The organism is Cohnella sp., assembly GCF_041640265.1.
GTDB lineage: Bacteria > Bacillota > Bacilli > Paenibacillales > Paenibacillaceae > Cohnella.
The window spans coordinates 1-22,431 of record NZ_JBEQAP010000071.1 but is presented as its reverse complement, the minus strand read 5'-3'; the positions used below and the strand labels follow the sequence as shown (position 1 = coordinate 22,431).

Sequence of the window (22,431 nt, the reverse complement as noted above, 5' to 3'; positions counted from 1 at the left end):
CGAGGATGGATAAATGGCTGAACAAACAATAATTTGGACCGTAACTGCATATAAAGATCTACAAAACATTGTAGAATATATTTCTCAGGATTCAAAGTACTACGCATTGGCATTTTATGATGATGTAATGGATAAGACACAAACACTTAATGATTTCCCGCACCGAGGTCGTGTTGTTCCAGAAATGGACGATCCTGAGATGCGGGAAATTTTTATACATAGGTATAGATTGATTTATCAAATACATAATGAGCGGATAATAATTCAAACAATTATACACGGGGCAAGAAATTATATGAAAGAATAAAGGGCAATTTGCAGGTATTTCAGGAGCTCCTTCAGATAACACAATATTCACGCTGCGGGCCATGCGGCCCTTGATCTGCCAGAAGTATATTCGAGGAAGTGAAATCAGGCAGATACATCCATTCCCCTAAGATAAGAGCTATCTAAGGGGAATGGACGTCGTGAATACAAGAACGTTAGCTGAAATCGCCCAAGAGCTAATGAAAAGGAGACATAATATGTCCGATTACTATTGGGATACTCAATACGAATATCTTAGAAATACTCGGAAGTTATATTACAATGACGATTACTTGGAATTTCTTATAAGGTTCGTTTGGAGGATCACAACACCAGTAAACATAATAGATTATGGTTGTGGATATGGGTATTTGGGTATCAAACTTCTACCTATGCTGCCGGAGGGATCCAGCTATACAGGAGTAGACAAAAGTAAAGAACTTATTAGTCAAGCCCAGAAGTTATTCAACCATTCACCTTATCGAACGGAGTTTATCCAAGGTGATATAGAAGAGATGAAGATACAAAGTAAGAACGATGTAGCAATGTGTCATGCATTTTTATTACATATGACTGACACAAAGAGTGTAATTGAAAAGATGATTGATAGCGTAATCAATGGGGGAAGAGTTATTTGTTTTGAACCTCATTGGATTTCTAACATGTCTAACTACCTTATAGAAGGAGTAGAACAATCTCAGATTGTAAAGCTAGGGATAGTGCAAAAGCTATATGAGGAAGATTCAAAACGAAATGGTAAAGACGGAAATATAGGTGCACGTGTACCAATACTACTAAGTCAGTTAGGATTGAAGAATGTTGAATGTAGAGTAAGTGATAGGGTGAACTTTTTAGATCAAAATATTGAGTTAGAAAATAAAGAAGCCTTATATTCAGCCCTTAAAGATGAAGGTTTAGGACATGAACCAGGAGAACAGAATGATGTGATTAAGAGATTGATGGCAAGAGGTTTGTTGGGAGAAGAAGCTCGTGCACAATATGATGCTGAAGAATTCTTCTCAAAGCAATTCAAATTACAATCATGGTTGACGTATGCACCAAGTATGAAGATATCTTATGGAACAGTAAGTCGATAGTAAGCTACTCAAAGAAGAGGGCGACATCAGCTAACACCGTATTCACGCATCGGGCATTCGCCCTCGGTCCGGAAGGAGTTAGAAGTGGCGGAGAGGGATTTCAGTTTCGGGTAAGCGTAAGCAGCCGGACACATCCGCACCGACTAAGCGCATCGCGCCCGGCGACATTCGTCGCCTTAAGTCGGTGGGATGTCGTGAATACAATAACGTTAGCTGAAACACCACGAAAACTTATAAAACCAAAAAAGACGGAGGTATTACATGAAACCTAAGGTTTATGAATTTCAAGAGAAGAAAGTAATTGGAATTGGAAGCATAGAAAATCCTATAATCCCTGGAGATGTTTGGCCTATTTTATTTTCAAGAATTCAAGAAATACATGGTCGTAAGAATTCTCCTGAAACTCTTGGAGTTATTAAGAGAAATGAACCAGGATATTTAGCGGGGATAGAAGTTCAAAAAATAATAGAAATTCCTGAAGGTATGTATTCATATGTGATACCAGCTGGTCAATATATAGGAATGACTCATAAAGGGCCATTAAGTAAGATTGGTGAAACATTTTACACCCTTATAGATTGGCTAGCATTAAATAATTATGAACAATATGACATTGTATGTTTTGAAGTCTATGATGAAAGATTTAAAGGTGAAGACCCAGAAAGTGAATTCGAATCTTTTATTCAAATTAAATGATCTGTGAAGGATAACTCTAAGAAGTGTGGTGCATCAGCTAACACCATATTCACGTATCGGGTCGACTCCGTCGCCCCTCGGTCCGGACCGTAGCTCGATGCATTTCGATGAGGCATTTCAGTATACGAGGAAGCAGAATCAGCCGGACACATCCGCACCACCTAACCGCATCGCGGCCGCCCTTCGGGAGAAAACCAAAATAAAAGGATCTTATGACATGACCTATACTTTATACCACTATTACGAATCAGGACTGGGACCATTTCGAAATCTTTCTAGTTTGTCGGTGAAGGAAGCAAATGAGATTTCTGAACAAATAAGACGAGAAGGTAAATCTTTCGCCAGTCAAAGATCAGAAGAATATATAATGATTAGAAGAGAATTGGAAGGAATAGCACGAGATCAGTTCATCAAAAAAGGTGGAAATCCAAGAAATCGATACCCTCATTACATGACATTAGGGGAATGTGAATGGCTTGAATCGTGGTATGAGAAACCGGAATATATAGCTATTGACTGGAATGAATTTTTAGAAGAATCAATTAGTTTTACGTATGGGGATCTATTTCCGACCATGAGATATCATGATAGTAAACCATATCGAAAGAAGATATTCACTAAAGATGAAATCATTAAAATAATTGAAGAGTGGGGCTTGCCACAGGATTGGAATAAGAATGGAGATAAAGGACCTGAGAGATATATTGAAGTTCAAATATGGGACGAAGAGATAATTAAGAGATTTTGTAAGCCGGTCTGAAGGCCGAAGACTTCACCTAACACAATATTCGCGCTGCGGGCCATACGGCCCTTAATCTACCCGAGGCATTTCGAGGAAGATGAATCAGGTAGATACATCCATTCTCCTAAGATAAGGGCTATCTAAGGGGAATGGACGTCGCGAATACGGCAACGTTATCGGAAATTATCGCAGACTTTTTGGGAGGAATATCTTTGAAGCATGAGTTTAATCGTGAGTGGCTAGTGAAGAAGTTTGAAGAAATAAAAAGCCGAACCATAAAGGCGATAGATCAGCTAAACGATGAACAATTGAATTGGGCTCCAAATGAAACAAGTCATAATATTCCGGTTTTGTTAAGACATATTGAAGGAAACATAAAAGAAAGAATTAAGAAAGGAATATATAAAGAAGAAGTAGTTAGAGATCGCGACAAGGAATTTTCGAAGACATATATGTCAAAGAGGGAAGCTATAGAGCTAATCAAGGATAATATGGAATACGTAATAGACTCAATAAATAGTTTACCAGGTGAGAAGTTTGAAGAAGTACAGATTGTGAGAAGCAAAGAACGATCAAATTTAGATATGTTGCACCAGTGCGCAGCACATTATTCAGAACACATGGGACAAATATTTTATATTGCAAAACAATGTATAAAGGATAGGTATAACACAACTTCAGTGTAGTCGGTTCGAAGAAGGCGATAACATCCGATAACACAATATTCACGCATCGGTGCGTTTGCCCCTCGGTCCGGCGGAAGTTGAAGAGGCTCGACTGCCAGTTCACGAGCCATGCTTTCCGCGAGAGTCTAGCAAATCGCGACGCCGTTCAAAGCATGAGTGGCACGGGGCGCTGTTATGATAACGCGCGGATGGAAAGCTTCTTTGCAACAGCTAAAAGAAAGAAAAGCTATACAAGATCCGCACGGAGCATTACCCAATGGCGCATATCCAATCGATCATCTTCAGATACATCATGGTCTATTACAACAGGCAGCGGATCTACACCACGAATCCAGGGGCTGGCCCCCAACTATTTATCGCGAAAGAATGCTGTCACAATAAGCATAGGAACGGGATTTCTGCATGAGTGTGTTTTCAAACTGCACTTTTCTTGACAACTCCAAACAACGTTATCCGAAAGACTTGTAAAGCTGAAAAATGTCGATCTTTTAGGAGTGTGATTTATGACCGTACACATCATAGAAAAAGACTCGTTTACAGTTATCGGAAAGCTTGGGCATGGATTTGCGGCTGAAAGTCAAAACTGGATTCCTTCACTTTGGCAAGAAGCCAATAGTAAGTTTGGAGAGATACAACAATTGGCGAAGACTGATATAGAAGGTCACATAGTAGGTATTTGGGGTGCTATGAGTGATCTTTATGAAAACTTTGAACGATGGGATGAACAAGGCAAATATTTAGCTGGATGTGAAGTGGTAGATAACTCTACTGCTCCAAGCGGGTGGACAAAGTGGGTAATACCATCATATAAATATGCTGTTATTAAATGCAATCAAAATACATATCAAGAGAAATTAAAATATATGCTTGAAGAATATTTGCCCAATAATAACTTTTCAATCGTAGGAGCAATACATGAATATTACAACCCACGAGAAGCTGAAGGTGATTTGTATTTATTTTTCCCAATTGAAAGACTGATTTAAAGATTATTTTGAGGTTCAGCAATTTCGGAGTTATACCTTGAAAAGCAATAGAATAAATAAAAAAGGAGTTCTCATGAAATATATTGTCTTAAATTTATTGATTATTTCAATATTTCTTTGTTCTTTTGGCTGCACTAACTCAAACATCACAATTGATGAGGCAGGTGATGCATTAGGTTATGCTGAGAAAGTGATGAGGGACAAAGATATAATAACAGCAAGTAGTTATCAACCAAATGAATATGCCAAATTCAGAATCATGGCAGGCAGTAATACATCAAAAGAAAAGGCAAAGCAATTAGTAGAGGAATTTATCCAATCTTTTGAAAACCAATTAAAGGACAAAGAAAAATTCTATAAGACTCACGAAATTATATTTGATATTAAATCAAGTGAAGATGGAAGAATACTATATAGCGGGAAGAAAGATAAAGAAATTTGGTGGCAATTCTAGAAGACAAGGACTTTGTATAACACTATATTCACGCATCGGGCCATTCGGCCCTCGGTCCGAACCGGAGTTAGAAGTGGGTTCGGAGAGCATTTTCTGTAGCAGGGAAGCGGAATCAGCCGGACACATCAATCTCCCTAAGATAGGAGCTATCTATGGGAGATCGACGTCGTGAATACAAGCACGTTATCTGAAACCGGTGTAAATCATAATCAAAGGAGATTTTATTTTGTTGGCAACTAGGCAACCTGATGAAATACTAAATGAAATTACTGAAAACATAAAAGATAAATTTGGACTCAAAGTATTCGACGCTGAAATTAATCACTTTGGATACGCAAATTTGAAATGGAGGATCAGAACCGACTCGGGTGTATTCTTCGTTAAACAATATAACTCAGTAAGATATTCAGACGAATTATTACAATCTGTTGAGGTAGCTTTAGAATTACAAGATAGATTGAATAAAGCTGGTATTCCATGTCCCAAAATTCTCAACAAGCAGGGAACGTACATCCATCGAACGCAGTCTGGTGAACGTTATATGATCACAGAATTTTGTGATGGGCAAATGGTTAACCCTGGGGAAATAAATATACACCAGATGCATAATCTAGGTCAAATAACAGGCAGGCTGCATCATTGGCTGAATACGAATGCTCCGCAATCATTACCTTTACACTGGAAACCAGATACAAAGGAAGGCATGTTAAGGAATTGGTCTCAGAATTGGCTTGATGCACAATTCGCTGGGTCCAATAAATATATTGCCGCATTAGAACAACAAAGAAAAATTGCAGATGAAATCAACTTGGAGATATTTGATTTGTGTGAAGAAGGGTGGGTTCATTGGGATTTATTCGTTGATAATATTTTATTTCATACTGATAAGGTTACGGCGATATTAGACTTTGATAGAATGAACTACATCTATCCTGAGTTTGACATCTCTAGAGCAATATTATCTGGGGCTATATTAGATGGCAGCTTCAATATTGAATCAGCAAGAGCATTTATAAATGGATACAGACAAAGTATTCCTATAACAAGGCCCAAGTTAATTCGCTCAATTAAATTAACGTGGTGGAAAGAAGCATCCTGGATAAATGTCAAATCTGAAGATCACAGAACGCTAAAGAGATTCGTTGACGAATTAATTTGGGTAAGTAACAATTGGACGATGCTAGAAGAAGTATGTAATGATTTATTAGTTTAGTCAAAGAAGGCACCGGCATCAGATAACACCATATTCACGCATCGGGCATTCGCCCTCGGCCCGGCCGGAGTTAGGAGCGGATTCGGAGATGTAATTGGCAGTAGCGAAGAAGTGTAATCAACCGGCACACCCGCGCCACCTAACCGCATCGCGGCCGCCCTTCGGGCTTAAGCTGGTGTGATGTCGTGAATACAAAACGTTATCGGAAATCAGTGCAACTGACTGCAGCAACCCGTGCTTCTTCATGAGGCGATAGACGGGGGCATTGGCATCATATAACAACGTGTTCAAGCATTGGCGGACAAGCCGCCTCGGTCCCGGAAGGAGTATAATCAGATGAGTCCAACCGGAAATAGAAACACAAAATCATGTTGAGATAACTGCTGGTTGAAACCATAATTGCATTGACAAACTTAATAGTAGCTATTACTATTAATAACCGTAAAGATTACGGTTTTTTTGGGTTGAGCGGCGAAGAGTATCATTTTAATTGAAAACAAAGGGGTTAGCATTCATGCATCTAAAGAAAGTAGCGATAAACTTGGCATTTATTCTCATGATGATTATGCTGGCGGCCTGCGGCAGCAATGCGGGCAACGTCGATTACACTACGGAGGAACCCTCTGCGGCGGCGTCGGAATCGTCGTCCCCATCGCCGGTGCAGGAAGAGGCGGAAGCCTTCGAGCCCGTGACGGCAACCGACGTGACGGGAGCAACGATTACGGTCGACAGACCCGTCGAGAAGGTGGCCTGCGTCGTATCTTTGTGCGTAGACGCGCTGGCTGAGCTTGGCATGAGGCCGATTGCAATTGCGGAGAGCGGCGTTCGCACCATCGCCAGCGCACCGGAGTTTTACGGAAGCGAAGGAGAATCGTTTCCTTCGATCGGCGGCAGCTTCTTTGAGCCAAGCTTGGAGGATCTGGTGACCGCAGCGCCGGATCTCGTGATAGGCCTGTCGGGTGTGCACGATTCACTCCGCGAAGGCTTGAACGGAATTGCGCCTCTCTTCCTCGGCAACCCGAAGAGTTATGACGAATCGGTCGCTTTTCTCGAGGTGATCGGAGAGTTGACGGGCAGAACGGAGGAAGCGGCAGCAGCTAAGCAACGGTTCCTTGATAAGCTGGATGCGGCTCGAAAGCAGGCTCCGAAGAATAAGAAGGCTTTGATCATTTACGGCTCCGACGTCAACTTTTCGGTCATAACGGACAGTGGTCTGGGCGGTACGGTCATGAAGGAAATTTCCAACTACCCTTGGCGGGTCGAGAAGCCGGAAGACGATCCATATGGAGAGGGCAGCGTGCCTTATTCTCTGGAGAAGCTGCTGGTAGAGAATCCGGACGTCATCTTTGTCGAGAGCTATTCGTACAGCCCGGGAACAAAGCCGATATCGGAACAGCTCTCCGAATCGCCGCTGTGGAGCAAGCTGAAGGCAGTGGAGAACAGTCAGGTGCACGAGGTGCGCTCGCCGATTTGGGGAGATGGCCGGGGAACGCGCTCGCTGTCCATTATGATGGACGAGGCGCTTGCCATTCTGTACCCGGACCAGTACTAGGAGGTTGACCAGATACATGTCGAATCGGAGCCCAGTCATGAAGACCGGAAGAAACTTTATTCTTCCGGTTTTTGCTTTAGTGGTCATCCTTGCGGCGTCCTTTGCGGCAGGTATGAGATACGGCACTCCCGTTCTCGACTGGAATGTCGTATGGTCAGCCCTGTTCGCGCCGGGAGGGGAGGAGCTGGAACAAATTCTCGTAAGCGAACTTCGGCTGCCGCGTTACCTCCTCGGACTGATGGTCGGCGCTCTTCTGGGCGCCTCAGGCACGCTGATGCAAGGCGCGCTGAATAACCGGTTGGCAGGCCCCGAACTGCTTGGTATATCCGCAGGCGCCTCGCTGGTCGTAGCGGCTGTGATGGTGCTGCGTCTTCCGGTGCCGTTCCAGTTGCAGCCCTTGATGGCGCTTGCCGGGGGGCTGGCGGGCGGAGCGATCGTCGTCCTTGCCGCCAGGGGGAGCCGCAGGGCTGCGGGGATGTTGCTGGTCGGCATGTCGGTGTCCGCCATGCTGAACGGGCTTCTGGTCGTGCTCATCGCGCTTGGAACCAGCAACGATGTCAATCTGCTTTACACCTATTTGTTAGGCTCGTTGGCCAACCGTAGCTGGGAGCATGTCGATCGTCTCATCCCCTGGTTCGTTATCATGCTTCCTGTCGCGATGCTGCTGGCTCGTTCCGTCAATCTAATGCAGCTTGGCGACGATGCGGCAACAGGACTCGGCATGAATGTCGGACGTACCCGGATGCTGCTCCTGGTGATCTGCGCCTTGCTCGTCGCGGTTACCGTAGCGCAATGCGGTCCGATCGGCTATATCTCGCTGCTGGCGCCGCATTTGACCCGGGCTATGTTTCGTACGACGGATGCGAGGCTTGTCCTGCCTGTCTCCGCGATATGCGGGGCAGTGCTTCTGTCGGCAGCAGACGGATTCGCAAGGCTACTCTTCGCTCCTCTGGAAATCCCGGTCGGCGTATGGACGACGCTGCTTGGCGGAAGCGTCTTTCTGTTGTACGTTTTGCTTCGGAGAGGGGGAGGACCCGTTGGCTAATTTCATGATCGGCAGGAAACGCGATTCGCTCCGCTATATTCTCGTATTGGCGGTGCTGACCGCGCTGCTAGCGTCGATACTCGTGCTCCATATTGCATTCGGACGCACCTCCTTCTCCGTAGCGGAGATAGCGAAGGCGCTTCTTAACCTCTCGGAAGATGCCGGTACTCGGCATATCGTATGGAATTTACGACTTCCTCGCGTTTTGGTGGGGATGGCTGCAGGCGCTATGCTGGGCCTGGCCGGAGCGATTCTCCAGGTTGTGATGCGCAATCCGCTGGTAGAGCCCGGGTTGATCGGCGTATCCGCTGGTGCCGTGCTGTCCATTGTGCTCGCCATGCAATGGTGGCCGGGCACAGGGCTGACAAACGGCGGTCTGTCGTGGGTGGCGATGGCAGGCGGGATGGCGGCAGTGGTCATCATTTATTTGCTGAACGGCAGCAGGGGCAACAGCGGTGCCAGGCTCGCTCTTACGGGAATTGTGGCAACTTCGATTATTCAGTCGGCAACATCGCTCCTGCTGCTGCGCAATCAGGAGGGACTGACCTCTATCCTGCTGTGGAATTTCGGATCGTTAAACGGCAGGGTATGGACGCATTGGAATTACATATGGCCTTGGGGGCTGGCGCTGTTCGGGCTGGCGATGCTGCTCGTGCGGCATGCGTCGCTCCTTCGGCTCGGCGACGAGACAGCAGCAAGTCTCGGTGTTGCCGTGAACCGGATAAAGCTGCTGCTTCTCCTCGTCGCGGCCGCATTGACGGCTGCGGCGGTATCCGCAGTAGGAGCGATAGGCTTTATCGGTCTGATTGGACCCCATATCGCCCGTCGGCTCGTCGGCTCCCAACCGCTTCGGCTGTTCCCGGCGAGCGCACTGCTGTCGGCCGTGCTGCTGACCGTAGCCGACTGGGCAGGGCAAAGCATCACGCTTACGTTTGTCCTGCCGGGTATGGAGCATCATTTGTCCAGTCTGCCGGTCGGAGCGGTTACGACGCTGCTCGGTGCACCCTTTTTCCTTTACCTGCTGCGCAGACCGGGGGTGGGGAAGTGAGCCGGCGCTCGGAATCGATTGCAGCCCGAGCTTCGTTGTGGGCAAGCAAGGGCTTCGTTCGATATTACGTCTTCAATCTGCTCAGCTACATCGGTTCGGGGATATCGGTTGTAGCGCTGCCGTTCTATATTTACGAGCAGACCTCCTCACCGATCTTCACGTCTCTGGTCGCTGCCAGCGGAAGCCTTCCGTATTTGCTGTTCGGCCTGCTTGCTGGAGTACTTGCCGATCGCGGCAGCCGGAAACGAATCATGATCGGCTGCGTCTTGTTCAACGCGGCCTCGCTCGCTTCGGTGCCTGTCGCGGCATGGCTGACTGGACAGGCTTCTCCGTGGCACCTGATCTCGGTATCGTTCCTGGCGGGCGTCGCCTTTGTCGGTTTCGACTCCGCCAGTCACGGCGCGTTGCTCCAGTTGGTGGGGCGGCGCAATCTGGTCGCCGCGAACAGTCTGCTAATCTCATCGGATACCGTCATTCGAATTGCGACTCCGCTCTTTGCCGGAGTGATGATTGCGACGTTTGGCGCTGAATGGGCTGTTGCCGTAACGGCGGTCTGCTACTTCCTGTCCGCGTTTATGATCGGTTCGATTCGCCAGTCGTTCCAACCGGAACGCCCCCGCTCTGAGGCAATCCCCGAGGGACGGTTGCGAAAGCTCGGGACAGACATTCGCGAGGGACTGCGGTTCATATGGGCGGAGCCGCGCATTCGCAGTCTGACGCTGCTCGGCTTCGGGAACAGCTTCGTGGGTGGAGCTGTTGCCGGTCTGCTAGTCGTGTTCGCCGCAAGCGAGCTGGGCATTGCAGACGAAGCGCCGCAGTTCGGGCTGCTGCTGACGGCCGGATCGGTCGGTGCTCTGTTGGCAAGCCTGAGCCTGCCGAGTCTAAGAGATAGGCTCAGGCCGGGACGAATTACGATCGCGGGCTTGGCCGTCAGCGGCGCTTCGTTATTCGGCTTCACCGTAAGCGGCGCTCTTCCTACGGCAGCGGTGTTCTATCTGCTATGGAGCGTCGGAAGCACGTTAATCATTATGAACGGCATCACCTGGCGCCAGCAGCTGACGCCGGATCACCTACAGGGCAGAGTGCATGCCGGCGGCCGCATGATCGCTTACGGAGGGTCGCCATTCGGAGCGCTGCTCGGCGGCTTGGCCGCCGCATCGTTCGGCGCTCAACCGACCTTTACGCTCCTGTCGGCACTGATGCTCCTCTTGTTCGCGATTGCGCTGCGTACTCCGTTGCGTCGCGATGAGGCTTTTGACGATAACGATTCGTCGCAGGAGCCAGCAGGGAGAAAGCCGTAAATAAGGATTGGAAATCGCGAGCAGGAAGAGAGTTCATTGAGTTAGATTGTGCAAAAAAAGTGAAGCGGATCGTTTTGCCTCCCCAGAACCGGCAGATTGTCGAGGAATTCATTACGATTCTGGAGATGAAGGAGAAGTTCGAGCGATATGAGACGCCGATTCCGAATAAGGTCGTCATGTTCGGCCCTCCCGGTATATTCGAATAGGCGAAGACAACGCCCTGCTCACTGTTTCTATTCTACAGATGATAACAAATATCCGTAGTTTTCTTCCTCCATCTTGTCGAGCGGAATAAATCGGATGGATGCACTATTGATACAATACCGTTTTCCGCCACGATCCGCAGGACCATCATCAAACACATGCCCAAGATGGATTTCGCCTGATCGGCTTCTTACTTCCGTGCGATCCAGCCCAAAGCTCTTGTCCTCCTTATAGGTTACAACCTCGGGGACAATCGGCTTCGTGAAGCTTGGCCATCCGCAACCGGAGTCGTATTTATCTTGGCTGCTAAATAACGGTTCTCCGGTTGTAATATCGACATATAGACCCGGTTCGTAATTATCCCAATATTCGTTACTGAAAGCACGCTCCGTATCGTTGTTAACCGTTACCGCATACTGTTCGTTCGTTAAACGTTCCTTTAATTGTTCATCTGACGGACGGGGATATTGAGCGGGATCGATATAAATCTCCTGCTCATCCAGAATACTTAAGTCGATGTGGCAATAACCGTTAGGATTTTTCTCCAAATAGTCCTGGTGATACTCCTCTGCAAGATAATAGTTCTGCAGAGGCAACACTTCCGTTACGATGGGTTGATCGTATTTCTCTTGTTCTCGAGCTACAACTTGCTGAATGATCTCTGCATCTTCAGGTGACGAATAATATACTCCCGTCCGATACTGAATGCCTCGGTCATTCCCCTGTTTATTCACGCTGGTGGGGTCAATCACTCTAAAAAAATAGTCCAACAGCTTCTCCATCGTCACTTGCTTTGGATCATATTTCACATGAACGGTCTCGGCAAAACCTCGGTCCCCGCGAATCACGTCTTTATAGGTGGGGGATTCTCCTTCACCGTTTGCGTAGCCCGAGGTTACATCTTGAACCCCATGAATGCGGGACATAAACGCCTCCACGCCCCAGAAACAGCCTCCCGCCAAGTACAGGTCGTTTAGGTCATTATTTTCCGACAGGCTCATAGCTTCGACAGTAGGGGAGGACGTAGCAGCCATACGACCTGCATCCTTACTTCCACAAGCAGATATTGCTACGGCTAAGGTAAGGAGGCATAAACCTAATCCTAATCCTAATCCGGCACCTTTCAAATCGTTCTCCCTCCTCACATCATTTCTTTCAAAGTATCCATAATTTGTTCGTTCGAAGCATGACCCGGAGCGGATTTAACCAAAATACCGTCCGAGCCAATATAAAAGGAGCTTGGATAGGCTCTCACTTGGAATTCCTTAGCCCACACTCCGTTTTCATCCAAAAGAACGTTCAGGTTTTCATAAGGCTGCTTGTTAAACCATTTCGTAAACTCTTTGGACGATTTTTCTCCTTTATAGCCCGGGGTGACAATGGTGACGACTTTGAAATCATGGTCTTGACCGGCTAAGGTGTTCAAGTCTTCCAGACCGGCAAGACAAATGGAACACCAAGAAGCCCAATATTTCACATATACTTTTTGGCCCTGGAAATCCGCTAACCGGAAGGACTCGCCCTCCAAATCGCTTAATGAGAACTCGGGCGCAGGTTCTCCTTTATTCATACCTGTTGACGAGCCCATTTCGGATGTTTGCGAGATTAGCTTCGAACCGCATGCCATCAAGGCAGACAATAAGAAGACAATCACGAGTATAGATCCCATCCCTTTCAAAGCGTTCCTCATCCCGAACTCCCCCATGGATTATTGTAACCAACCCACTATCGTATTTAGCCGATCGGTCATTAACAGCAGTCCCATCAAAATAAGAATACAGCCTGACGCCACTTTGATTGCTCCCATATACCTATACAGACGGCGGACTCGCTTTATGAGGTACCCCGAAAATACGGACATGACCAAGAAGGGAAGGGCCAAACCCAGACTATAGAGGAGCATCAGAAATCCGCCGTAGACAGGAGAGCCTTCACCTGCCGCGATACCGAGTACAGCCGCCAATACGGGACCGATGCAGGGCGTCCATCCAAAACTGAAGGTCAAGCCAAGCAGAAAAGCTCCGATATATCCGCCCGGTTTAATCCGTTCGCTCGACAACTTTTTTTCCCGTTCCAACCAGGATAATTTGATCAATCCCGTTTGATAGATCCCAAACAACACGACGATTGCTCCGCAAATAGCTAGAAACCGGGGACTTGAAATGAACTTGCCAAGAACACCGGAACCAAAGCCGAGTAGAATAAACACCGCAGACAGCCCAAGCACAAACAATATCGTGCGCAATAGAAAAGCAGATCGAAACCGAACCGCGCTGACGCCAGACTGCTCCTGATCCGCAACATGGACGAGGCTTCCCGACAAATAGGACATATATACCGGAAGCAGCGGCAAAATACATGGCGACAAGAACGATAATACTCCCGCGCCGAATACACCAAATAGGAATATAAAATCACTAGCCAAATCAATCACCACCTGGAGAACAAGGCTTATTAAGGCCAAGGTTAGGAGCTAATATAGATCGGAAGCGTAAACCAGAAGCAGCTGCCGGCTCCCTTAGCGCTGTGTACCCCAATTTCACCGCCATGGAGTTGAACAATCGATTGAGCGATTGCCAGACCTAGCCCGGCGCCTCCATTGTTCTTGCTGCGTGATTTATCAATCCGATAAAAACGTTCAAAAATACGCGAGGTCTCCGACGCTTCGATTCCTTGACCCTCATCCATAATCGAAATTCGCAAGTATCGCCCCGTCTCGGCGGCGGATAATCCGATTTTTCCTTTCTCAGGGGAATATTGAATGGCATTTTGCAGCAGGTTGGACAGGACTCGCTTAATTTGCGCAGGCATGATCACCGCTGCTGGCAGTTTATCCGGCAGATCAATTTCTACAACCAGCTTTTTCTCAGCGAGATGGAGTGAAAAGCTCTCCAATGTGCCGATCAGCAGCTCATCGACATGACAGGGCTGCGGTTCGAAATTTACGCCTTTCGCTTCCAGACTCGATAATTCAAATAAATCATGAATAAGCCCGCCCAAACGTTTGGTTTCCAGCCGAATGGTGTTCAGGTAGCGTTGAAAGGTTTCTTTGTCCTTAATTACATCGTCCTCCAACGCTTCGACAAACGATTGAATGGATGCCAAAGGCGTTCGCAAATCGTGGGAGACGTTAGCAATCAGTTCTCTCCGAGCGGACTCGGAATGGTGCAAATGGTCGAAGCTTTCCTTCAGTTTGCGGCTCATCACATTAAACTGTTCGGCCAGAAGCTTAAACTCTTGCGGGCCGATTAAGGGAACTTCGGTATGGAAGTCCCCAGAAGCAATTCGAACGGTCTGCTGTGAAATTCGCGCAATGGATTTCTCAAGCGGCTTTGTCAGTAAATATTGAAGAATAAACGAAAGCAAGCCTACCCCTGTCGTGATACCGGACAGCCAATAAAATTGTTCGATAGATAGCAGCATTTTAGAGTAGCTGACAAATAAACAAATTAATAACACGCCAATTCCCGTCAGGCTGGACAGTACTAGGTAAGTACGAAGCTTCATGATTGGCCGTCACCCGCAAACTTATAGCCGATACCCCATACCGTCTTAATATATTTCGGATTAGAAGGGACCGGCTCAATCTTTTCCCTTAATCTCCGAATATGCACGGTAACGGTAGTTGTATCGCCTTCGTAGCTGAAATCCCAAACTCTGCTCAGAATCTGGTTTCGGGAAAATACTTGACCAGGATGGCTTGCCAGCAAGATCAGCATTTCAAATTCTGTAACCGTCAAATCAATGACTTGCCCGCTGATTTCCACGATACGCTTAGCGGTGTCAATTGTAAGTCCTTCGTATTTGATGGTGTGTCCGGCTACTGTAACGGGCTTTGCCTGTACGTAACGCATCCTGCGCAAGATAGCTTGCACCCGCAAAACGAGTTCTCTTGGACTGAAAGGTTTGGTCAAATAGTCATCCGCCCCCATGGTCAAGCCCATCAGACGATCTTGCTCCTCGCCGCGGGCAGTTAACATGACAATCGGGAGATCCTCGGTTTGACGTACCTCGTTGCACACTTCCCAACCATTCTTATTGGGCATCATCAGATCGAGCACAATCAAGTTTGGCTTTTGACTGCGCCATAGCTCCAAAGCCTCTAAGCCGTCTTTAGCGGTCGAGACGAGATAACCTTCCCGTTCCAGATATCTGCGGCAAACATCTGTGATGTTTGTATCGTCATCAGCAACCAGCACTCGATCATTCACGCGGACACACCCCATATTCCGAAAATACATTTGACACAATCATACCATATGGCGTTGGCCTGCTAAATTCGGATTTATTTCATCATCTTGACAGGCATCATGTATTGAGAAATCAATGCTTCCGAGACATAAGTACTGCTTTGGGAAATCGTAGGGGCAGTATTCAGGTTAGCTTCCATGCCGTCCACTACGATTTTTTTCGAACCGATCCATAACTTAATCATTTCACCCGCCGGCTTCCCGCTTTCCATCATCATGTCGTCCTTCATCATGTCGTCCTTCATCATCATGTCGTCCTTCATCATGTCGTCCTTCATCATGTCGTCCTTCATCATCATGTCTTCCATTTTGCCCTTATAGGCCAACGTTACCGATCTTTCTTTGGCGTTCCATTTTACGCTGTAGCCGTACATTTCCGCTGCCTGTCTCAAGTTATAGAGCTCCATGCCGCTTTTTTTAATCGTTTTAATGCCTGCGGCATTCGCGATTCCGGCAAATACCAACGATAGCATTAATACCGCCATTACGATGAATGTCTTACTTTGTTTTCCCTTAACCATTCTTATCATCCTCCATAAATTTGATCTTGCATGGATTAGAATAAGAAAGATAGCTTACGATTTTCTAAGCTAAGTATTACGATTGTATTACGACCTCTAAATTTCCCGTGCCCGGAACATCAGCTAACAACGCATTCACGCATCGGGCTGACGCCCTCGGTCTCTGACGTTGTCCGAAGCAGAAAGCGAAGTTCGGTCAAGAAAAACATTGCCATTCGAAACGGAATCATCTATTATGGACAATGAAGATCCATAATAACATCATTATAGTGGTGGAAGGAGGAATATTGCAGTTCTCCAAAAGTACCGATTATGCTCTACACGCCTTAATTCAACTGGGACTCGTATTGAAGGAAGGCAGCCGTTATTCGAATGCTCAATTTCGAGTTCGCAACAGCATCTGCGAAAGCATACAATCCAGTCGGTACTGGATGAGGCTTTCAAGCGTTGCAGTCATGCGGCAAACAAAAAGTGACACCGTTCTTGCGCTTTAATTATGGACATAATAGATCGACATTGGTTGTTATTTCGAGTGCGAGAAACCAAATTTCCGATGCGGCCAATCAGTACTTATCCCTCAATGAGGGCATTCATTGCTGCGGTTATCCAAAATGAATTAAATGCAGTGGCATGGAGGAGAAATTTATGATCGATTTAACTAACTTAAAGCGCGGTCCAATTATGGTCGCACTGATCGTCGGCATGTTTGTTGCCGCTTTGAATGAGACGCTAATGGGCAATGCCTTCCCCGCATTAATGAATTCATTTGGCGCTACTGCAACGACGATTCAATGGCTCACGACCGCCTATTTACTTGTCGTTGGCGTGCTTGTTCCGGTGACGGCGGTATTGCAGCAATGGTTCACGACCCGGCAAATGTTTCTGTCGGCCATGAGTCTGTTCTTCATAGGCACGCTTATTTCAGCGGTATCGCCGGTTTTCGGCGTGCTGCTGGCAGGACGGGTTATTCAAGCAATGGGTACCGGAATGCTGCTGCCGCTCATTATGAACATTATTATGACCATCTATCCGCCGGAAAAACGGGGAGGCGCAATGGGGATGCTGGGGCTCGTCGTTATGTTCGCGCCGGCGATTGGTCCTACGCTTTCGGGCTTGATTGTCGACGGGCTTTCCTGGCGCTGGTTGTTCTATCTTGTATTGCCGTTTGCACTGCTCTCCATAATAGTAGGAGCAGCTGTCCTGAAAAACGTGTCGGAAGTAACCAAACCGCGAGTGGACATTCTGTCCATCCTTTTGTCAACCATCGGCTTTGGCGGTATCGTTTATGGATTCAGCAGTGCTGGTGAACGGGGGTGGTCGGAGCCGTTAGTGATGTGGATGATCGCCGCAGGAGGCTTGGCCTTAGCGCTGTTTATATGGCGTCAATTGCTCCTTAAAGAACCCGTTATGGATTTACGGGCTTTCCGCTACCCCGTATTTGCACTTGTTGCTGTACTGATGTTCGTGCTTCTCATGACGTTCTTCTCATCTGCAATCATGCTTCCAATGTACATGCAGGGTGTGTTGATGATGACGGCATTCAAGTCGGGCTTGGTGCTGCTTCCTGGGGGAATTATGAACGGCCTTATGGCTCCCATTTCAGGCAAGCTCTTTGATAAATTCGGGCCTCGTGTGCTTGTGATTCCCGGGCTGGCCATAGCTGTCGCCTCATTGTGGCTCTTTACGCGATTCGGCGAAACGACAGCAACCGGCTTTCTTATTGCCGCACACATCGCACTCATGGTAGGCATTGCGCTCGTGATGATGCCGGTACAAACAGCGGGGCTTAACCAGTTGCCTCGTCATTTGCACCCGCACGGGACCGCGATTCTGAATACGCTGCAGCAGGTATCCGGCGCCATCGGTATTGCCCTGTACATCAGTATTATGTCGAATGGGCAGAAGCGGTATATGAGTAATGTGAGTGATCCAGCATCACCCATCGAAATGACTAAGGGTCTGGCAGCCGGAGTTAACGACGCTTTCTGGTTCGGCGTTATAATTGCATTTGTTGCTCTGTTACTCGGTCTTTTCCTTCGAAAAGGAAAGGCGCCAGAGCAGGAGCAGGGAGTTTCATGATCCGTTGCTGAAAAACATATGGAAGAGAGCTGTCTCCATGAGCCCAGTTGTTCACAACTGGGAAAGCGTAGAGAAGCTGCTTCAATGCACTCGACAATATTGGTATGGAGGGAATGTACCGTGAAAATAGAGGTTTGGTCAGACTTTGGATGTCCCTTTTGTGTAATCGGAAAAAGAAAGCTTGAGAATGCGCTTGACAGGTTTTCGAATCGGGGTTGATCGCCAATTACGATCCCGTTGTGATTGCCAATACCTTTGATGCGCATCGTCTGGTTCATTTTGCAGCGAAATCGGGAAAAGAAGCGGAGTTAACCGAACGTCTTTTTCGCGCATACCTATCCCAATCCTGGAATATTGCGGACCACAATGTATTGGCTGCCTTAGGCAAGGAAGCAGGGTTTAACGAACAGGAAGTGGTAGATATGCTGGGTTCAAATGATTATAAAGAAGCGGTCCTGGGAGACATGGCTGAGGCTCGGAAGTTAGGCATTTTAAGATTGCCCGCGTTCGTCTTTAATCTGAAGTTGCGGATCTTGATGCCGGAACGTATGCGTGGAGGCTCTATCGCCGGTAATGCCCGCCACGCTACCATAGGCCTGCATTTTTTCTTTCAAGGCTCGTGTACTAATTTTCAGTTGCCCATGTTGACGAATAAGGCATCCGTCTTCTAAATTTGGGCTACATCTGTAACATCGGGACTTTCGCTCCCCTGGATGCCAGATGTATAATCATGGAAGAAGCTCGAATACCACATGACCCAGCCTAGGATTGGAGTTATATAGGGCTGGGTCGTGTCGTCAATACGGCAGTGAACTTATCAAAATTCACGATTATACAGAGAATTTCAATATAAAAATCGTTGGATATAATGAAGAAGTTAAGGAAACAAGACGTTTTCAAAAAAACGGATGTGTAGAGTTCTGAGACATAAGCGTCATAAGAAAGGAAAAACTAAAATGCCATTTGATATTGATAGCAAATTTGTAATCGCAGTAGCTTCTAGCGCATTATTTGATCTGAAAGAATCCGATCGAGTATTCAGAGAAAATGGAGAAGAAGTTTATCGTAATTATCAGAGAGAAAATGAGAATGAAATATTGGCGCCGGGCGTTGCCTATCCGCTAATCAAAAGATTGCTGAGCATAAACACACCTCAAGATCAAATAGTGGAAGTCGTGTTAATGTCAAGGAATGACCCGGATACAGGGTTGAGGGTTTTTAAGTCCATTGAACATTATGGATTATCAATCAGCAGAGCGGCATTTGTAACTGGTAATAATCCGTTTAAGTATATGGCTGCGTTCAATGCTTGTCTTTTCTTATCCGGAAACCCGGGTGATGTAAAAGAAGCTGTTGAGCATGGGTTTCCTGCAGGATGCATCTATCCTTCAGATTATATTGATAACGATGATGATAACGAAATACGTTTGGCATTTGATTTCGATGGAATCATAGCGGATGATTCAGCAGAATCAATTTTTCAAGGAGGGACTTTAGATAAATTTCATTCCCATGAAAGGGAATTAGCCAATCAACCTTTGCCGGCAGGTCCCTTGCTTAAATTCTTCCAGGAAATATCTAAGTTACAACAAAGAGAGATTCAGAAGAACGAAAATGACCCTGATTATAAATCAAGAATTAGATTAGCAATTGCCACAGCCAGAAATGCACCCGCCCACGAAAGGGTGATAACTACGCTAAGAAAACTGGATATTAGGGTTGACGAAGCTTTTTTTCTTGGAGGGATTGAGAAGATAAGGGTGCTGAGCGTATTTAAGCCGCACATTTTCTTTGACGATCAAGCAGGGCATATTGAGGGAGTTGCAAGAACATTCCCCTCAGTTCATGTTCCGTTTGGAGTTGTTAATATCTGATGAATGGATTGAACAAATTGAAACAGATCTAACGGAAGAGTTAATTCTACTTATAAGACCATTTGGTAAGCACTTTCCTGAAGAATGGAGAAGCATTGACAACTAGTAATGAGTGAGGTGTTACGAAATCCGATATTTAATAGCAGTTGTCTGTTTTGCATTAATAATTGGCGGCTGTGCGAAAGAAAAGGTAATAACAGACCCTCATACTCCAGAAGAAATTAAGTATGTAGAGTTAGAAGATCAGGCTATTGTAATTGACTACGGCCTTGATGGTATGGTTAGACAAAAACTCGAATTTTCGGGTGCCAAAGTTGTAGTAGATCCAAATTACTATGATAAACATGAAATCAAAAGAGGCGATATTATCTTCTATGATATTCCTCCTGATGCAGTAATAGATGAGTTTCAAAAGAAAGAAGACATCGTAAGGGTAATTGCATTAGAAGGCGAGCAGATTTCAATTAAAAATGGTCAGATCTATATAGATGGGAGTAGATTGGATACTTTTTATGGTAAATTACTTGCTTATGGCTTGGATAAGAACCAGTATAAGAAGATAGAATATCCGGGTTGTGAGGATGAATGCCGAAAAAGCAATATCGAATATTTTGAAACTGAAGTAGCAGAAATCTCTATCCCTTCAGGTCATATTTACGTTCTAGGAGATAATTCGCTAAGGAGTATTGGAAGCTTGAACTTCGGTCCACTTTCAAAATCTCAAGTAAAAGGTAAAGTCCTTGGTTATCTCAAACAAAATCAAAGATAGGCACTATCTAACGAACAATAGTAGAGACGAGGAACCAATGATGCATTCTATTTTCGAATCTTTAACGGATAATATCGTTTTTACAGGTGAATTAAAGACGGATATTTTATTGTTCTTATCGACCAATCAGTCAACAGAAACTGCTAAGCATTGTTTTGATGTTGGGAGAGAATCGAAAAGAATCGCTTTGATGTATAACATGGATCCGCAAGCCGCTGAAATAGCAGGTTGGCTTCATGATATCAGCGTTGTATTTCCAAATAGTGAAAGAATAGAAGTCGCAAGACAATTGCAAATAGAGATTCTACCAGAGGAAGAACGATTTCCGATGATCATTCACCAAAAGATTTCCAAAGTGATGGCTGAAGATATTTTTAAGATTACGGATGAAGAAATATTAAATGCAGTCGGTTGTCATACAACATTGAGGAAAAACTCGACCCCAATGGATCAAGTTTTGTTTGTTGCGGACAAGATATCTTGGGACCAGAACGGGACTCCGCCGTATATAGATGCTCTAAATCGAAACTTACAGGAATCATTAACGCATGGGGCATTTGCATATATCAGTTACTTGTGGGAACGAAGGGATACCTTAAAGGTAATTCATCCTTGGTTAAGAGAGGCTTATGAAGAGTTGAAGGATGAAATCCGGTTATTGTAGGTGGCTTAAGGAAGCGGGGCGTCACATTAAACCAACGGAGAGATTCCATGAATATTCTAATTGCACAACCTCTACTTGAGAAAGAACTTAAGCAGCTAGAACGAGAAATCCAAAACTATCCTGATGTTGATGTGCTTATCTTTCCAGAGGGTTATGTAAACAACAATGTAGAACTCGCTTGTGATCTCGCCAGAAAGTTCTCGAAGATAATTATTTCGGGACATAAGCAACCAAAGGACAGAGCGCTTATCATTGATCGAGAAGGTCAAATCCTTCTTGATCGTGCAAAATATGATGAATCAATTCTAGTTGAGTCTGAAGGGAAAATAATTGGTTTTATGCTGTGCGATGAAATTGTTATTCAAGGGATGAGTAATTTAAAGGCTACAAAAATTCATTTTGTTGTTCATCCTATTGGAGTTGGAATGTTCAGTGACGATTAATTTGATGAATGGATACAGGAAGCAAGGAAGTATGCAATGCAATATAAGACGATGATAATTGGGACGAGTCATGCAGATGGCTCATTCAGAGACAGCGATATTTCAATCCCAATTGCCTATTGTATAGATGGAGACGGAAAAGAAGTTTTTATATCTAGAAATGATACTCGAACAAGAATTTTAAATTTTGAAACAAGGCAAGTGACCCTCCTTGACAAGGACGATAATCGAATTTAATGAGTAGAACATTAGATAAGAAGAAGAGGAAGCCAAAATGATTAAAGAAAAAGGTGCTGCTATGGCTGAATCTAAGAAATTATCGATTACCGAAGTAAAGAAAGTTTTAAAAACCTATGATAAGGAAGCATTAATATCTCAACTTTCGCAGAGCACAAATCATCTTGAGAGCATGTCGTTGTAGTCTTTCAAGGTGATCAGGTATTGGGCTTGTAAATAGAAAAACACCGCTTCGTTTGCTAAAGTGAGAGTGTCGAGCAATCA

The 22,431-nt window shown here is 45.7% G+C and carries 27 protein-coding genes; 21 read left to right on the top strand and 6 right to left on the bottom strand.

Annotated elements, in window-relative coordinates; all coding sequences use genetic code 11:
* Positions 1-13 precede the first annotated feature (13 nt).
* The 13 genes from ACESLK_RS27910 to ACESLK_RS27850 all read left to right on the top strand — a co-directional run bounded on the left by ACESLK_RS27910 (position 14) and on the right by ACESLK_RS27850 (position 11,332).
* Complete coding sequence (locus ACESLK_RS27910; protein ID WP_373233090.1) at positions 14-307, top strand: type II toxin-antitoxin system RelE/ParE family toxin; 294 nt, start codon at positions 14-16, stop codon at positions 305-307.
* Between the two features lie 217 nt (positions 308-524).
* Positions 525-1,403, top strand: coding sequence for a class I SAM-dependent methyltransferase (locus ACESLK_RS27905; RefSeq protein WP_373233092.1), 879 nt, complete (start codon positions 525-527; stop codon positions 1,401-1,403).
* 261 nt (positions 1,404-1,664) lie between these two features.
* Positions 1,665-2,099: a GyrI-like domain-containing protein gene (locus tag ACESLK_RS27900; RefSeq protein ID WP_373233089.1), complete on the top strand. Its 435-nt coding sequence runs from the start codon at positions 1,665-1,667 to the stop codon at positions 2,097-2,099.
* 286 nt (positions 2,100-2,385) lie between these two features.
* A complete protein-coding gene (locus tag ACESLK_RS27895; protein WP_373233088.1) occupies positions 2,386-2,859 on the top strand; it encodes a hypothetical protein in 474 nt (157 codons plus the stop codon).
* A 194-nt stretch (positions 2,860-3,053) separates the two neighbouring features.
* Positions 3,054-3,527 carry a DUF1572 family protein gene (locus tag ACESLK_RS27890; protein WP_373233087.1) on the top strand — a complete coding sequence of 158 codons (474 nt, stop codon included), beginning with the start codon at positions 3,054-3,056 and terminating at the stop codon, positions 3,525-3,527.
* A gap of 503 nt (positions 3,528-4,030) precedes the next feature.
* Positions 4,031-4,513 (top strand): GyrI-like domain-containing protein, encoded by a 483-nt coding sequence (locus ACESLK_RS27885; RefSeq protein WP_373233086.1) that lies wholly within the window; start codon positions 4,031-4,033, stop codon positions 4,511-4,513.
* Between the two features lie 73 nt (positions 4,514-4,586).
* On the top strand, positions 4,587-4,967 hold the full coding sequence (locus tag ACESLK_RS27880; RefSeq protein WP_373233085.1) for a hypothetical protein: 381 nt from the start codon (positions 4,587-4,589) through the stop codon (positions 4,965-4,967).
* A gap of 226 nt (positions 4,968-5,193) precedes the next feature.
* Positions 5,194-6,180: a phosphotransferase gene (locus tag ACESLK_RS27875; RefSeq protein WP_373233084.1), complete on the top strand. Its 987-nt coding sequence runs from the start codon at positions 5,194-5,196 to the stop codon at positions 6,178-6,180.
* A gap of 514 nt (positions 6,181-6,694) precedes the next feature.
* Positions 6,695-7,732: an ABC transporter substrate-binding protein gene (locus ACESLK_RS27870; RefSeq protein WP_373233083.1), complete on the top strand. Its 1,038-nt coding sequence runs from the start codon at positions 6,695-6,697 to the stop codon at positions 7,730-7,732.
* A 16-nt stretch (positions 7,733-7,748) separates the two neighbouring features.
* A complete protein-coding gene (locus ACESLK_RS27865; protein WP_373233082.1) occupies positions 7,749-8,777 on the top strand; it encodes a FecCD family ABC transporter permease in 1,029 nt (342 codons plus the stop codon).
* A complete protein-coding gene (locus ACESLK_RS27860) occupies positions 8,770-9,825 on the top strand; it encodes a FecCD family ABC transporter permease (protein ID WP_373233081.1) in 1,056 nt (351 codons plus the stop codon). Before ACESLK_RS27865 ends, ACESLK_RS27860 begins: the two co-directional genes overlap by 8 nt.
* Positions 9,822-11,126: an MFS transporter gene (locus tag ACESLK_RS27855; protein WP_373233080.1), complete on the top strand. Its 1,305-nt coding sequence runs from the start codon at positions 9,822-9,824 to the stop codon at positions 11,124-11,126. Before ACESLK_RS27860 ends, ACESLK_RS27855 begins: the two co-directional genes overlap by 4 nt.
* Positions 11,127-11,185: 59 nt before the next feature.
* Positions 11,186-11,332, top strand: coding sequence for a hypothetical protein (locus tag ACESLK_RS27850; RefSeq protein ID WP_373233079.1), 147 nt, complete (start codon positions 11,186-11,188; stop codon positions 11,330-11,332).
* 27 nt (positions 11,333-11,359) lie between these two features.
* On the opposite strand, the gene msrB is transcribed toward ACESLK_RS27850, so the two are convergent.
* The 6 genes from msrB to ACESLK_RS27820 form a co-directional block, all read right to left on the bottom strand.
* The gene (gene msrB, locus ACESLK_RS27845) at positions 11,360-12,457 is read right to left on the bottom strand and encodes a peptide-methionine (R)-S-oxide reductase MsrB (RefSeq protein ID WP_373233078.1); all 1,098 of its coding nucleotides are present in this window, start codon (positions 12,455-12,457) and stop codon (positions 11,360-11,362) included.
* A 14-nt stretch (positions 12,458-12,471) separates the two neighbouring features.
* A complete protein-coding gene (locus tag ACESLK_RS27840) occupies positions 12,472-13,020 on the bottom strand; it encodes a TlpA family protein disulfide reductase (protein ID WP_373233077.1) in 549 nt (182 codons plus the stop codon).
* 18 nt (positions 13,021-13,038) lie between these two features.
* Positions 13,039-13,764 (bottom strand): cytochrome c biogenesis CcdA family protein, encoded by a 726-nt coding sequence (locus ACESLK_RS27835; RefSeq protein ID WP_373233091.1) that lies wholly within the window; start codon positions 13,762-13,764, stop codon positions 13,039-13,041.
* Between the two features lie 32 nt (positions 13,765-13,796).
* On the bottom strand, positions 13,797-14,837 hold the full coding sequence (locus tag ACESLK_RS27830; RefSeq protein WP_373233076.1) for a HAMP domain-containing sensor histidine kinase: 1,041 nt from the start codon (positions 14,835-14,837) through the stop codon (positions 13,797-13,799).
* A complete protein-coding gene (locus ACESLK_RS27825) occupies positions 14,834-15,541 on the bottom strand; it encodes a response regulator transcription factor (protein WP_373233075.1) in 708 nt (235 codons plus the stop codon). Before ACESLK_RS27825 ends, ACESLK_RS27830 begins: the two co-directional genes overlap by 4 nt.
* A gap of 74 nt (positions 15,542-15,615) precedes the next feature.
* Complete coding sequence (locus ACESLK_RS27820) at positions 15,616-16,101, bottom strand: stalk domain-containing protein (protein WP_373233074.1); 486 nt, start codon at positions 16,099-16,101, stop codon at positions 15,616-15,618.
* Positions 16,102-16,343: 242 nt separating this feature from the next.
* Here ACESLK_RS27820 and ACESLK_RS27815 point away from each other — a divergent pair, with 242 nt between their 5' ends.
* From ACESLK_RS27815 to ACESLK_RS27780, 8 genes are all read left to right on the top strand, one after another.
* Entirely contained in the window at positions 16,344-16,595 is a 252-nt protein-coding gene (locus ACESLK_RS27815; RefSeq protein ID WP_373233073.1) for a hypothetical protein, read from the top strand.
* Positions 16,596-16,731: 136 nt separating this feature from the next.
* On the top strand, positions 16,732-18,180 hold the full coding sequence (locus ACESLK_RS27810; RefSeq protein ID WP_373233072.1) for an MDR family MFS transporter: 1,449 nt from the start codon (positions 16,732-16,734) through the stop codon (positions 18,178-18,180).
* Between the two features lie 215 nt (positions 18,181-18,395).
* A complete protein-coding gene (locus tag ACESLK_RS27805; protein WP_373233071.1) occupies positions 18,396-18,851 on the top strand; it encodes a DsbA family oxidoreductase in 456 nt (151 codons plus the stop codon).
* A gap of 285 nt (positions 18,852-19,136) precedes the next feature.
* Entirely contained in the window at positions 19,137-20,054 is a 918-nt protein-coding gene (locus ACESLK_RS27800; RefSeq protein WP_373233070.1) for a 5'-nucleotidase, read from the top strand.
* Positions 20,055-20,166: 112 nt separating this feature from the next.
* Positions 20,167-20,823, top strand: coding sequence for a signal peptidase I (lepB, locus tag ACESLK_RS27795; protein ID WP_373233069.1), 657 nt, complete (start codon positions 20,167-20,169; stop codon positions 20,821-20,823).
* A gap of 40 nt (positions 20,824-20,863) precedes the next feature.
* Positions 20,864-21,487 (top strand): bis(5'-nucleosyl)-tetraphosphatase (symmetrical) YqeK, encoded by a 624-nt coding sequence (gene yqeK / locus ACESLK_RS27790; protein ID WP_373233068.1) that lies wholly within the window; start codon positions 20,864-20,866, stop codon positions 21,485-21,487.
* A 47-nt stretch (positions 21,488-21,534) separates the two neighbouring features.
* Complete coding sequence (locus ACESLK_RS27785) at positions 21,535-21,930, top strand: hypothetical protein (RefSeq protein WP_373233067.1); 396 nt, start codon at positions 21,535-21,537, stop codon at positions 21,928-21,930.
* A gap of 274 nt (positions 21,931-22,204) precedes the next feature.
* Positions 22,205-22,351: a hypothetical protein gene (locus ACESLK_RS27780; RefSeq protein WP_373233066.1), complete on the top strand. Its 147-nt coding sequence runs from the start codon at positions 22,205-22,207 to the stop codon at positions 22,349-22,351.
* Positions 22,352-22,431 lie beyond the last annotated feature (80 nt).

Bases quoted from the DNA above. Each gene is read 5' to 3' on its own strand.
- ACESLK_RS27910 (WP_373233090.1), top strand. From the start codon at position 14: ATGGCTGAACAAACAATAATTTGGACCGTAACTGCATATAAAGATCTA.
- ACESLK_RS27905 (WP_373233092.1), top strand. From the start codon at position 525: ATGTCCGATTACTATTGGGATACTCAATACGAATATCTTAGAAATACT.
- ACESLK_RS27900 (WP_373233089.1), top strand. From the start codon at position 1,665: ATGAAACCTAAGGTTTATGAATTTCAAGAGAAGAAAGTAATTGGAATT.
- ACESLK_RS27885 (WP_373233086.1), top strand. From the start codon at position 4,031: ATGACCGTACACATCATAGAAAAAGACTCGTTTACAGTTATCGGAAAG.
- ACESLK_RS27880 (WP_373233085.1), top strand. From the start codon at position 4,587: ATGAAATATATTGTCTTAAATTTATTGATTATTTCAATATTTCTTTGT.
- ACESLK_RS27870 (WP_373233083.1), top strand. From the start codon at position 6,695: ATGCATCTAAAGAAAGTAGCGATAAACTTGGCATTTATTCTCATGATG.
- ACESLK_RS27865 (WP_373233082.1), top strand. From the start codon at position 7,749: ATGTCGAATCGGAGCCCAGTCATGAAGACCGGAAGAAACTTTATTCTT.
- ACESLK_RS27840 (WP_373233077.1), bottom strand. From the start codon at position 13,020: ATGAGGAACGCTTTGAAAGGGATGGGATCTATACTCGTGATTGTCTTC.
- ACESLK_RS27830 (WP_373233076.1), bottom strand. From the start codon at position 14,837: ATGAAGCTTCGTACTTACCTAGTACTGTCCAGCCTGACGGGAATTGGC.
- ACESLK_RS27820 (WP_373233074.1), bottom strand. From the start codon at position 16,101: ATGGTTAAGGGAAAACAAAGTAAGACATTCATCGTAATGGCGGTATTA.
- ACESLK_RS27815 (WP_373233073.1), top strand. From the start codon at position 16,344: ATGAAGATCCATAATAACATCATTATAGTGGTGGAAGGAGGAATATTG.
- ACESLK_RS27810 (WP_373233072.1), top strand. From the start codon at position 16,732: ATGGAGGAGAAATTTATGATCGATTTAACTAACTTAAAGCGCGGTCCA.
- ACESLK_RS27800 (WP_373233070.1), top strand. From the start codon at position 19,137: ATGCCATTTGATATTGATAGCAAATTTGTAATCGCAGTAGCTTCTAGC.
- yqeK (WP_373233068.1), top strand. From the start codon at position 20,864: ATGCATTCTATTTTCGAATCTTTAACGGATAATATCGTTTTTACAGGT.
- ACESLK_RS27785 (WP_373233067.1), top strand. From the start codon at position 21,535: ATGAATATTCTAATTGCACAACCTCTACTTGAGAAAGAACTTAAGCAG.
- ACESLK_RS27780 (WP_373233066.1), top strand. From the start codon at position 22,205: ATGATTAAAGAAAAAGGTGCTGCTATGGCTGAATCTAAGAAATTATCG.